We start from the raw sequence: 12752 nt of genomic DNA on the forward strand, positions 1-12752 counted from the left end.
AGGGGGGCGAAATTTGGGCGTTGCTGAATTGAAGTATGAATGCGCGATCGTCTGGTTTTGGTAAAGCCCCCTAAATCCCCCAATTTTGGGGGACTTTCAGAGTTTTGTTCCCCCCAGAATTGGGGGGCTAGGGGGGCGAAATTTGCTGTAAACACCACATCATAGTAACCATCGGCACCATTTCCACTCCAGGTCAGGTTAATGGAATAAGGAATCTCAGATTCCAATGACCACCAGTCTTCTGGCTCTACTCCCTTCTCCTGCAGCTGGTCTAGCAACTCCCCTACGGTTCGAGGACAATTAGGACTAGCTAAAGTAGCGATCGCCTGGACATCTGACCAAATCCTAGCATTGGGAACACGATTAACTAACAGGATTTGAGGCTTTGTTTCCAAAAGTTGCCTTTTGATATCAGACAAGGTAAGTCTATCTTTGAGCCAGTCAAGACATAGGGGCGCAACTGCTGAAGTATCAACCTTTTGACCTACATGAATAATCGCATCGTATCGGAAGCGAGTTAGCTCATTTTGATAGTGTCCCCGTTTGAGCTGAATTTCTACATGGCTAATTTGGGGGAGATGTTCCTCAAGTGCTAAAAAGAAAGCTGGAGCGATGGTTAGTTTCTTAGTTTCAGCTATTCTTTCCTGGATGCGATCGCGCAGCGCCATTGTAGACTCAGAAGAGGGAGCTTGATGTAACTGAACGGATGTATGAAAGGCTTCGAGTAAAGGGAAACTCTCCACATCGCCAATAAAAATACTACCCCCAGGTTGGACTAACTGCACCACTTTTTCTATGACGGACACCAGGTAGTCCATGTTGGGGAAAAACTGGATCACTCCATTAATTACTACTGTGTCAAAGGTTTCGGAGTCTATTCCTGCTAAATCATCTGCTGGACTATGGCTAACCTTGACCAATTTTTCTAAAGGACTATTCCTAATCTGCTCTTCGATATAGCGGAGTCCTTGAGCAGCAATATCTGTACCCCAATAAGATTCGCAATGGGGAGCAACCCTAAACAATAGTAAACCTGTACCGCAACCAATTTCTAATATTCGTTTGGGGTGCATCGACAGAATCCGCTCTACTGTATGGTCAACCCACTCCCGCACTTGTTCTTCTGGTAAGTTTTTTCCGGTATAGCTATCGTACCAGCCACCAAGATGAAAACCAGCTTCCCAATCATCTGATGGCTTGCTGTAGGCTTCATCCCATACTTTTTCCCATTGCTGAACTTGCTCTGTTTCCACAGGTGCAGATTCGGATTGTCCAGGTACAAGATAAGCCACTAAACGTTTCTCTTGGTTATCTTCTCTAGCTAAAACCACAGCCTGCTTCAGGTTGGGGTGTTGGCTTAGCAATACTTCAATTTCCCCTAATTCGATACGGTAACCCCGAATCTTAACTTGGTCATCCAAACGACCGAGAAACTGGATATTACCATCCGGTAGGTAGTGAGCCAAATCCCCCGTTTTGTAAAGGCGATCGCTATCTGTCTTTACTTTGTTAAAGGGGTTAGCAATAAATCTTTGGGCAGTTATTTCCGGTCGGTTCAGGTAGCCTCGCCCTAGACAAACACCACCGATGTATAACTCCCCCTCCACCCCAGCCGGAACTGGTTTTAGGGACTGATCAAGAAGATAAATCTCGGTATTAACAATCGGACGACCAATGGCAGGAAGTGCTGGCCAACTGCTTGGGGAACCTTTTAGGGTAAAGGAGGTGACCACATGAGTTTCCGATGGGCCATAGTGATTGTGCAGCGTACAATCTTTTAGCTTCTCGAACAAGTTAGCGATCGCAGGAGTAATCTGCAACTGTTCCCCTGCAGTAATTACTTCCCCTAGACTTGCCGGAAATATTCCGAAAGTCTCGGCCACTTCAGCAATTTGTTGCAAAGCCACAAAGGGAAGAAATAGTCGAGCCACCTCTTGTTCTGCTAGTAAATTTAACAGAAATACTGGGTCGCGCCGCACGTCTTCCGAGATTAAAACCAGTGTTGCCCCTGCACACCAGGTCGAGAAAATTTCTTGGAAGGAAACATCAAAACTGATCGGGGCAAATTGCAGTGTTTTGCTATCGTTGGCAACTACAGTATTTTCCAGCTGCCACTTGATCAGATTAACAAGGGAACGGTGGGGCATGGCTACCCCTTTCGGCTTACCTGTAGAGCCCGAAGTGTAGATAAGATAAGCCAAGTTATCAACTGTCAGGCTGCTAGTAAGATTTTCTTCCTTCTGGGTAGAGATGATTTCCCAATCTGTATCTAAACAAATCACACTAGCTTGATGTTTCGGTAATTGAGAGACTAATTGGCTTTGAGTCAGCAATACCGATGCCTGGGAGTGGTCAAGCATGTAGGCTAGGCGCTCTGGGGGATAAGCGGGGTCTAAGGGCACATACGCTCCACCTGCTTTGAGAATTGCCAATAGTCCCACCACCATCTCAACAGAACGCTCTACACAAATCCCTACTAACACGTCAGGTTCGACGCCCAAACTTTGTAAATGGTGTGCTAATTGGTTTGCTTTAGCATTGAGGTCTCGGTAGGTTAGCTGCTGGTCTCCAAAGACTACAGCAACTGCATCCGGTGTTCGTTCTACTTGTGCTTCAAATAGCTGAGGAATACAACGGTAGTTGTCTTGCTGATTATTCAAGTTAACGTTCATCAAAAAAATTTTCCTCCTTCCTATACTTTCCACAACTGCGGATTTTATCTCTTCTCCTCCCGCTGTTTTGGGGGACTGGTTCTGATTGTTAATCAGCTGAGTTTATGACCCTCGGTAGTATAACACTTGACCGGCGAATAGAGAAGTAGACTGTCGAATCTGGAGAATAATCGTGAATTAAAATATCCCATTATCGCCACTTTGTCAAACCTATAAGATGCCATTGATAGAATTTCTCATAGTAATGAGGTATACATGATTGTTTCCCTGTTACCTGATCCGAAGTTGCCTAAACTGCCAATTTTTTATAAATAAACTAATAAATAAATGCTATAATATAACTTATATTTATTTGTAAAAATTATTAGCAATATAAACTAACTATGTCAACAACAAAAACTGGTGCTGAAGACTATTATGATAAATTTGCTGCCAAGTATGACGAAGTGTTAAAGGCACCCAGTTCTAATGTCCAGTATGTAAATGAAGCGGTTAAAATATTCCATGGACATAATCACCATCAAGGCAGTGTTTTAGATATTGCTTGTGGGACAGGTATCCTAAGTGAATTGTTGCAGGGAGAGTTTGACTATACAGGGATTGATATTTCCAGTAAAATGCTGGATTATGCGGCAAAAAGGGGTTATAAAACCATCCACAAGCCCATTGAAACAGCTCTGGCTGAACTTGATAGCCAGTCCTACGATTTTGTTTTTTGTTTAAGCTCTTTACTGTTTGTGGAAGATGCGGCAACAGCTATTAAGCGGATGAATCGGATTGCTCGCAAAACAATTATTTTTAGCCTTGATGAAACAACAGAGGAATATATTACAAAGGTGCCTATTCCAGTTTATGACCACTCGAAAATTGTAATCGACAATGCTATCGAAGATTATTTTATTGTAGGTTGGACTTCTCCCAGCCAAGGAATTACAATCCGAACTCGGATGATTTATATTGAAGCAAATAAATAGGATTTTTAATAGCAAAGGGAATCGGGAACAGGGAATCGGGAATCGGGAATCGGGAATCGGGAATCGGGAATCGGGAATCGGGAATCGGAACCCACCCCTAACCCCTCCCAGGAGGGGAACGGGAATCGGGAAACAAGATTGTTTCTATCATTCCAGATAGCGTCACTTAGACCGGGAACAAAAACTCTACCGGTTGTGGGGGAGATGATGCGTTCGCAAAGCGGTTCCGAAGGAACATCGCGAAGCGGTTCCCCTGAATCAAAATCGGGTGCATCTTCTAAAAGTTGTTTGACCCAGCAGTGGTGCGTTACGGGGCAGCAACCTAACTCTGGCTACGGAGCGAAACATGAAGGCCCCCCTAACGCACCCTACACAACTCCCGACTCCCGACTCCCGACTCCCGACTCCCTGCTCCCTACTCCCTACTCCCTATTCCCTTTCCTAAAGCCTGAGCCCAAACCCCTAATCACTGAATTTTTTGCCAAAATACTAGAGTTGAAATCGTTAAGTCAGTAAAGGTAGTAAGCATGGACACGGTCCGCGAGTTGCATAAACAGCTAGTCAACAAAGAACGCTCAGCTGTAGAAATCACCCAAGAAGCCCTAGATAAGATTCAAGCCCTAGAGCCTCAAGTCCAAAGCTTCCTCCACATCACCTCAGACTATGCTTTAGAACAGGCCAGTCAAGTAGATGCGAAAATCGCAGCTGGTGAAGAGCTCCCGACTTTAGCCGGTATACCCATTGGCATCAAAGACAATATGTGTACCCAAGGGATTCCGACCACCTGCGGCTCCCGAATTCTGGCCAAGTTTGTCCCACCCTACGAGTCAACAGTGACCCAAAAACTGAAAGATACTGGGGCAGTAATGGTAGGTAAAACCAACTTGGATGAATTTGCCATGGGGAGTTCTACGGAAAACTCTGCTTTTCAACTTACTAAAAACCCTTGGAATTTATCCCATGTCCCCGGCGGCTCCTCCGGGGGCTCAGCGGCAGCCGTAGCTTCTGGGGAATGTCCCATTGCTCTGGGTTCTGATACCGGTGGTTCTATTCGTCAACCGGCTTCTTACTGTGGAGTAGTTGGCATGAAACCGACCTATGGTTTAGTATCGCGCTATGGTTTAGTGGCATTCGCGTCGTCCTTAGATCAAATTGGACCATTTGCTCGCACTGTAGAAGATGCGGCTATTTTACTGAATGCGATCGCAGGATATGACCCCAATGACGCTACCAGCCTCAAAGTAGACATTCCCGACTACACCCAATTCCTGAAACCAGACCTAAAATCTAACGGTAAAGTTAAGATTGGCATTATTACAGAAACCTTTAGTGAAGGCTTAGACCCAGTAGTAGAGAAAGCAGTCACTAAAGCCATTGATCAGCTCAAAGACTTAGGTGCTGAAATCCAGGAAATTTCCTGTGCCCGATTCCGATATGGTGTGCCTTGCTACTACATTATTGCTCCGTCAGAAGCATCAGCCAATCTAGCTCGCTACGATGGCGTTAAATATGGCTTACGGGCATCAGATGCTGACAATCTCCTTTCTATGTACACCAAAACCCGTGCTGAAGGGTTCGGTGCAGAAGTCAAGCGCCGGATTATGCTAGGAACCTATGCTCTATCCGCTGGTTACTATGATGCCTATTATCTCAAAGCCCAAAAAGTTCGTACTCTGATTAAACAGGATTTTGAGGCAGCCTTTGACAAGGTCGATGTGCTAGTTTGTCCCACAGCTCCCTCCACAGCGTTTAAAGCTGGGGAAAAGACAGAAGACCCCTTAAGTATGTATCTGACTGACCTGATGACTATTCCAGTTAATCTGGCTGGGTTACCAGGGATGAGTATACCCTGTGGCTTTGATGAACAGGGATTACCAATTGGGATACAGTTGATTAGTAATGTATTGCGGGAAGACCAGCTATTCCAAGTAGGTTATGCTTATGAACAAGCAACCGAATGGCATCGAAGCCAACCGGTTTTGAAGCATGAAGGATGAAGTATGACGATAATTGATTATGTTGATTGTTGCAGGATTTATAGCGATCGCTTACGCCTTAGTCTGTACCTCCGTGTTGCTGTTGCAAAATCGGCTAATATTTTGTCCTGCCTCAGGGATTGAAAATACACCAGCTGACTTTGGTTTGCCTTACGAAGAGCTTTGGTTACCAATATCCAATAAGGGTAAGGTTGAGAAAATTCACAGCTGGTGGATTCCCTCTGACTCACCAGACAGTAAGGTGATGCTATATCTGCACGGTAATGCCTGTAATATTGGGTCATATCTTGAAATTGCCCAACGGTTACATCAGGTCGGTTTATCGCTGCTCCTGATTGACTACCGAGGCTATGGTTGCAGCGAGGGGAAATTTCCTAGGGAATCCCAACTTTATCAAGATGCTCAAGTAGGTTGGGATTATCTAGTCCAACAACGAGGCATCAATCCCCAAGATATTTTTGTCTATGGTTATTCCTTAGGGGGAGCAATCGGGATTGATCTAGCGGTGCGTAATCCAGAAATGGCAGGCTTGATTTTGGAAGGCTCATTTACTTCCATGCGGGATATGGCATATTATGAGGGAAAATATGGTTTCTTGCCGATCAATCTTCTGCTTACCCAGCGGTTTGACTCAATTAGTAAAATCAAGTCAATCCAAACACCTATATTCTTAATCCATGCCATTAATGATACCACAGTGCCTGCTAGGATGAGTCAAGTCTTGTTCGATGCTGCTACAGTTCCTAAACAGCTTTGGCTAGTTCCTGATGCAGGTCACAATGATTTGACAACTGTTGCTACTTCCGAATATCAGCATAAAATTCGGGAATTTGTAACACAGGTTTATGCAGAAAAAGCTATAGCTTAGCGTTATAGTATTTAGCGCGATAGTCTTTAACAAGAGTCGCGGAATTCCCCAACCTCGTGCGTTGTAGGTTGGGGATGGATAGCGAGCCTTGGACTTGACTTATACCTTGACTCATTACTGCCAAACATATATAATAGTAAGCAAGGTCGATAAAGAGGTTGATTGCAATGAAGCATAGAGCCGTCAAAGTCAGAATTTATCCTAGGCAAGAGCAAGTTCAAATACTGGCTCAGCATTTTGGGTGTGCTCGTTGGTGGTGGAACTATGCACGCTTTTCAGTGTATAGAAACCTACAAGGAAACTGGCAAAGGTTTGAAACAATCTGCACTCAATTCTATGCTTCCGAAACTTAAAAAACAAGAAGAGACGAAATGGTTAAAAGATTGTTACTCTCAGGTTTTGCAATCTGTTAGTCTCAATCTGAGTCGTGCCTATCAGAATTTCTTTGTTCGCGTAGCGTGGCCAATAGGCCAAGGTAGAGCTGAATATCCTAGATTCAAATCGTACCATCACCGTCAGTCAATCCAGTATCCCCAAAATGTAAAACAGTTGGGCAATTGCCTTAAATTTCCTGGAAAACTGGGAGTTGTTAAGGCAGTAATTCATCGTCCACTGGACGGAGAAATCAAGACTGTCACAGTCAGTAAAACTCCTTCTGGAAAGTATTACGCTTCTGTGCTAATGGAGTACGAAGGCACTAGTGTGGAATCCTTCACTAATGGGAAGGTAGTCGGTATTGATTTAGGCATAAAAGATTTTGCAATTACTTATGACGGTGAAAAGACCTCTAAGTTCAGTAATCCTAAGCACTTGGTTAAGTACGAAAAAAAGTTAGCCAAAAAACAACGTATTGCTGCCCGAAAGAAAAAAGGAAGCAGTGGGCGCAAAAAGGCCAGAAAGATTGTAGCTAAGGTATACGAGCGAATTGGAAATGTCCGCCAAGACTACTTACATAAACTATCCAGAAAAATAGTTGATAACAATCAAGTAGTAGTAGTCGAAAACCTAAATGTCAAGGGCATGGTTCGTAACCACAAATTAGCTAAAGCTATTTCTGATCTAGGATGGGGTACTTTTGTTAACTTTCTTTCTTATAAATGCGAAAAAGAAGGGAAAGTACTAATAGAAATAAACCGGTGGTTCCCCAGTTCTAAAACCTGTTCTAATTGTCATTACCGAATCAAAGAGTTACCACTAGACCTAAGATTTTGGACTTGTCCAAGTTGTGGCATTCAGCACGACAGAGATGGTAATGCAGCGAAGAATATTAGAGCAGAAGGGATCAGAATGCTATCCTCCTCTGGGACGGGGGAGGTCAACGCCAGTGGAGAAGAAGTAAGACCAAGACGTGGACGCCCGTCCAAGTTAAGGCATTCTTCCGTGTTCGCGAAGCGTGGCCAAAGGCCAAGCTGGAAGCCACGACCTCAACAACTTAGGTCGTGGTAGTTCACGGGTTTTTTCTAATCCCGCCACAAAGCAATACCCCCCAATAACCCAGCAACATTGGGCACTACTTTTACATTGGGGGGTAGCTCAAAGTTAATTTTTTTGGCTTCACCACCACCAATGTAAAGGTAATTATAATTAAACAAACGCTCCAGGCATGCGATCGCTTTTTGGAGCCGATTATTCCATTTCTTCTTACCGTCTTTCTCTAAGGCCGCTCGCCCCAACTGTTCTTCGTAGGTTTCCCCTTTACGAAAAGGATGGTGTCCCATTTCCAGATTTGGCACCAGCTTGCCATCCACAAATAAAGCAGAACCAAACCCTGTGCCTAGGGTAATCGTCAATTCCACTCCCTTGCCAGTAATTGCTCCTAATCCTTGCACATCGGCATCATTAGCTACCCGCACCGGTTTGCCTAAGCGTTGAGATAGGGTAGTAGCGAGATCAAATCCCTGCCAATCCGGATCAAGGTTTACCGCTGTATAGGTTATCCCATTGCGCACCACTCCAGGAAATCCCACCGATACCCGTTCAAAATTCCCTTGTCCGAGAGCTAGGGATGCGATCGCATGAATAATAGCATCCGGCTTAGGAGGTTGGGGTGTTTCTAAGCGACTACGTTGGGTGATGGGATTACCCACTTCATCTAATACCATCACCTTAACGCCACTGCCACCAATATCTACGGTCAGGGTATGCATTGGGCTATTGTTTTGATTCATGAGGTATTTTGGTCCACGGTTCACGGTTTACTGTCAACAGTCAACAGTCAACAGTCAACAGTCAACGGTCAACGGTCAACGGTCAACGGTCAACGGTTAACAGTCAACAGTCAACAGTTAACAGTCAACAAGAAACAAAAAACATTATCGATTAAAAAGACCTAACTTATGCTTGTAATAGTTTTTGCCTAGCACGTTCAGCACGAGCTGGAGCACTAGCCATTACCTCTGCCATCTTTTCGAGCATTTCTCCTGGGTAATTTTCTAAAACCCTGGTAGACATAGAAATACGACCTTTGCCTTCATCCAAGTTAATAATCATTACCTGGATCACTTGACCGATTTCAAACACCTTGGAGAGGTCTTCAACAAAACTTTGGCTTACTTGCTTAATGTGTAGCAAGCCATTGGTTTGATTAAAGTCCACAAACACACCAAAGGGCTTGATCGCAGCTACTTTACCTTCCACTAATTGTCCCACTTCTAGCTCAGAGAAAGTAGCAGCACGCACAGCTTCCCGCTGAGAAAGCACTAGCTTATTGCGATCGCGGTCAGCTTCTAGGAAAGTAACTGTTAGTTTCTGACCAATCAAGGAATCTAGATTGTCGTGCTGACTCAAGTGCGATCGCGGAATGAATCCCCGCAATCCCCGCACATCCACGGTGACACCACCTTTATTCACTCCAGAAACCCGGACATCTAATGATTTTCCATTGTCTTGGAGTTCAACTAACCCATCCCAAACCTGCTTAATCTCCAGCTGACGCCGGGAAAGGGTAACTTGACCATCGGCATTCTGCTCCCGAATAATCAGGAAATCCATTTCCTCATCCAAGGGCAGTACTTCCGACCAATCCTGATCCAATTCTAAGGAAACTTCACGAATTGGTAGATAAGCCAGGGACTTACCACCGATGTCTACATAAGCAGCATCGCTTTCGTAGTTATTTACTCTGCCACGTACCACCTGTCCCTGTTTAAACTCATAGTCGTATTCTTCTAGGGCTTGAGCAAAATCATCCATAGAAAAGGATGAATTGCTGGTGGTGGAAGAGGTTGATTTCGAATTCATGATAATTAACGGTTTTAAATCAGTAATGATTTCTGATATGGGATCAGCTGGTTAAAAAGTTGGAAAGCAAGACCATTTAGTTAAGTTTTTCCCTAAACAGCTGCAAAACGTTAGCCCACGCATCAGTAGCTGCTTCTTCATTGTAGCTAGCCCGTTGGTCACAGAAAAATCCGTGGTCTGCCCCATCGTAACGAAAGACACGATAATTAATTTTATTTTTCTCAAGAGCAGCTTCAATCTGATCAACCTCTTCTGCTGGAATGCTAGCATCTTCCATCCCAAATAAACCATAGAGTGTACCGTTAATCTCTGGTGTGCGAGTAATCGTTGGTTCACCACCGCCAGGAGTCATAGTAGTAATCCCAGCGCCATAAAACGAAGCAGTAGCTTTAATATCGGGTAAGGTAGCAGCCAGATAGGCAACATGACCACCGAAACAAAAGCCAATAGAGCCGATGGGGTTATCTTGCACAGGGGTTTGACTTCTCAGGTAATCGATCGCCCCTTGGATGTCTCCTAGGAGTTCCGCTGCTCTGGTTTGTGCCTTGTATTCCTTGCCAATCTTAATGTCTTCAGTGGTGTAACCTGTCTCAAAACCTGGGGCAAGGCGTTGATAGAGTGCGGGAGCGATCGCAACATAGCCTTCTTTGGCAAACCGTTCTGTGATATCCCGGATATGGCCATTCACCCCAAAAATTTCTTGCAGCACCACAATTCCAGGAAGAGGTGTTTCTGCCACCGGCATTGCCAGGTAAGCTGCTATGTCTAGATCACCATTGACCACCTTGACGGTAATGGTACGAATTTCCCTATGTGTCATAATCGATTTGGAAGGATCTGAAGCTCTTGCTTGGCAGTTATAGATGCTAAGCTAAAGGTTTTCTTGGCTTTCTGAATTCAGCGCCAATTCTACAGCAGTAGCTTAACTCTAGATTATACCTGTATTTAGGAAATAAATAATAAGTTAATTAACTAGCTTACTTAATTGGATAGTTCAGTATAGTCCAGAGTATAACTTTAAATTTTATTGATTTTTATTGATTTTTATTGACTTGGTTATTTGGGATATAAATTCGTTATAATTAGCTGATTTTTTTTTAAGCTAATAGCTATCAGCTGTCAGCTATCAGCTATTAGCTAATGCGCTACAGATGGTGCTACAGATGGTGCTATTAGCTAATGCGCTACAGATGGTGCTACTTGAGATGGTATCAGCTGTCAGCTATCAGCTGACGGCTGAATCCTTACTACCGAGACTTTGAATTCGAGAAAATCTCGAAGGATTAAATTCTCCCAAATCTTAGTTTAAGCTAACCGCACCTCAAGTAGCGTGAGCTTTTAGCTCACGGCTGACAGCTGAATCCTTACATTCTAGCTGAAGTGGATAGCAAAATTTGACCCAAAAGTTAAAAAATAAAAGCATACCATATAATAGTGAGAAACAGGGGATTTTGGAGACTCTGTAATGGTTCAGTATCATATTCAACAAGATAGTGAAATACCTGCTTCGAAGCAGCTATTTGACCAAATTCAGTTTGCGATCGCATCCCGACAATATCCCCCAGGACATAAACTGCCCAGTACTCGTCAGTTAGCGATGGAGACGGGTTTGCACCGCAATACCATCAGCAAGGTATATCGGCAGTTAGAAGAAACAGGACTAGTAGAGTCCCATGCTGGTTCAGGCATTTATGTTAAAGCACAGGGTCATGAAGGGGGTAATCGACGTCAGGCTGGCTTTCTTAACCAGTTTTCCCCCGAAGCTTACAAGGTTGTTCAAGATAGCCTCAATCAACTTCTCGGACAAGGTTGCTCCCTTAACCAGGCTAGGGAACTATTTTTGTCGGAGATTGACTGGCGGTTACGGTGTAGCGCTAGGGTACTGGTGACCGTAGAGTCACGAGACCTTGGTGCTGGAGAATTGATGGTGCAGGAGTTAGAAGAATCCTTGGGAATCCCGGTGCAGTTGGTGCCAATGGAAGAACTCTCGGACGCTTTGGATCAAACTCACTCGGCTACAGTAGTTACTAGTCGCTATTTTATCGGTAAAGCAGAAGCGATTGTTGCCCCTAAATCTGTCCGTGTTATCCCTGTTGATATTTATGACTATGAACCAGAACTTAAGCTAATTAAGAGTCTCTCCAAAGGTAACCGTTTAGGAGTGGTTAGCATCAGTTCTGGGATTTTAAAAGTGGTCGAAATTATTGTCCATAGTCTACGGGGAGATGAGTTGTTAGTGATGACGGCTCAGATTAAGGACAAGTACAAACTCAAAGCTCTGGTTCGCAGTTCCCAGATAATTATTAGCGATCAAGCAAGTTATCAAACTGTTAAAGATGCCATCTTAGCCGCTCGTGAAGATATTATTCGACCACCCAAGCTGATCCGTTGTGAAAACTATATTGGTAGCAAATCGATTAATCTGCTCAAACGGGAACTGGGTTTGGGTTAACTTAACGGTTTGATAGGATTAAACCTATGGGATATAGCACTCCTATCTGATGCGTGAAAGAAATGGGCTGCTTTAAGGCAGAAGGCAGAAGGCAGAAGGCAGAAGGAACCGGAGTTGGAGATAGTTTTTAATAATTGCAGTGATTTTACAAGCGATGCCTCAGGTGCGACCCGTGGCGAATTTAATTCGCCTACGGAAAACGCACCATTACGGTCTTGGGGGTTTCCCCCACTCGCGCTTTGCATCAAGACAATGATTTAGGATTGCTAGATCATGGATTCGAACCCTCCCTGAAAATATCAAAATGAGTTGTCCAGTCAGCCGTTTTCCAACATTACCCCATCAGCTAAATTGATTAATTTAACTTGTGACTAGTTGAAATAGAATAGTTATAGCATTCGAAGTAAAGGTTAAGACATATTGGGTGCATCTCATATTTGTAAAAAAGTGCGGTAGGGTGCGTTAGGGGCGAGCTCACCAAGACGCAAGCTGTAGCAAGTGTTAGGTTGTTGCCCGTAACGCACCACCAGGTCAAACTCCAAAAATGAG

10 protein-coding genes and 1 pseudogene are annotated in these 12752 nt (G+C 44.1%); 7 read left to right on the plus strand and 4 right to left on the minus strand.

Annotation, left to right across the window (positions count from 1 at the left end):
• The coding region (locus tag F6J99_RS31880; protein WP_293118998.1) for an amino acid adenylation domain-containing protein at positions 1–2672 on the minus strand (2672 nt) is incomplete at its 3' end.
• Positions 2673–3055: 383 nt separating this feature from the next.
• Between F6J99_RS31880 and F6J99_RS31885 the strand changes: the two genes are divergently transcribed.
• The 5 genes and pseudogenes from F6J99_RS31885 to F6J99_RS31905 all read left to right on the plus strand — a co-directional run bounded on the left by F6J99_RS31885 (position 3056) and on the right by F6J99_RS31905 (position 7957).
• The gene (locus F6J99_RS31885; RefSeq protein WP_293118999.1) at positions 3056–3646 is read left to right on the plus strand and encodes a class I SAM-dependent methyltransferase; all 591 of its coding nucleotides are present in this window, start codon (positions 3056–3058) and stop codon (positions 3644–3646) included.
• Positions 3647–3850: 204 nt separating this feature from the next.
• On the plus strand, positions 3851–4162 hold the full coding sequence (locus F6J99_RS31890; protein ID WP_293119000.1) for a hypothetical protein: 312 nt from the start codon (positions 3851–3853) through the stop codon (positions 4160–4162).
• Positions 4163–4173: 11 nt separating this feature from the next.
• Positions 4174–5643: an Asp-tRNA(Asn)/Glu-tRNA(Gln) amidotransferase subunit GatA gene (gatA, locus tag F6J99_RS31895; RefSeq protein WP_293119002.1), complete on the plus strand. Its 1470-nt coding sequence runs from the start codon at positions 4174–4176 to the stop codon at positions 5641–5643.
• 19 nt (positions 5644–5662) lie between these two features.
• Positions 5663–6511 (plus strand): alpha/beta fold hydrolase, encoded by an 849-nt coding sequence (locus F6J99_RS31900; RefSeq protein ID WP_293119004.1) that lies wholly within the window; start codon positions 5663–5665, stop codon positions 6509–6511.
• A gap of 167 nt (positions 6512–6678) precedes the next feature.
• Positions 6679–7957 (plus strand): annotated as a pseudogene (locus F6J99_RS31905) (RNA-guided endonuclease TnpB family protein).
• 14 nt (positions 7958–7971) lie between these two features.
• Here the strand turns inward: F6J99_RS31905 and F6J99_RS31910 are convergent.
• A complete protein-coding gene (locus tag F6J99_RS31910) occupies positions 7972–8679 on the minus strand; it encodes an ROK family protein (RefSeq protein ID WP_293119006.1) in 708 nt (235 codons plus the stop codon).
• An 8-nt stretch (positions 8680–8687) separates the two neighbouring features.
• Between F6J99_RS31910 and F6J99_RS31915 the strand changes: the two genes are divergently transcribed.
• Complete coding sequence (locus tag F6J99_RS31915; RefSeq protein ID WP_293119008.1) at positions 8688–8834, plus strand: hypothetical protein; 147 nt, start codon at positions 8688–8690, stop codon at positions 8832–8834.
• Between the two features lie 11 nt (positions 8835–8845).
• Here the strand turns inward: F6J99_RS31915 and F6J99_RS31920 are convergent, their stop codons facing one another.
• Complete coding sequence (locus tag F6J99_RS31920; RefSeq protein ID WP_293119010.1) at positions 8846–9751, minus strand: S1 RNA-binding domain-containing protein; 906 nt, start codon at positions 9749–9751, stop codon at positions 8846–8848.
• A gap of 76 nt (positions 9752–9827) precedes the next feature.
• Positions 9828–10571 carry a dienelactone hydrolase family protein gene (locus tag F6J99_RS31925; RefSeq protein ID WP_293119012.1) on the minus strand — a complete coding sequence of 248 codons (744 nt, stop codon included), beginning with the start codon at positions 10569–10571 and terminating at the stop codon, positions 9828–9830.
• Between the two features lie 645 nt (positions 10572–11216).
• Here F6J99_RS31925 and F6J99_RS31930 point away from each other — a divergent pair.
• Positions 11217–12203: a GntR family transcriptional regulator gene (locus F6J99_RS31930; RefSeq protein WP_070391243.1), complete on the plus strand. Its 987-nt coding sequence runs from the start codon at positions 11217–11219 to the stop codon at positions 12201–12203.
• Positions 12204–12752: the final 549 nt, after the last annotated feature.

This window comes from Moorena sp. SIO4G3 (assembly GCF_010692305.1).
Lineage (GTDB): Bacteria > Cyanobacteriota > Cyanobacteriia > Cyanobacteriales > Coleofasciculaceae > Moorena > Moorena producens_A.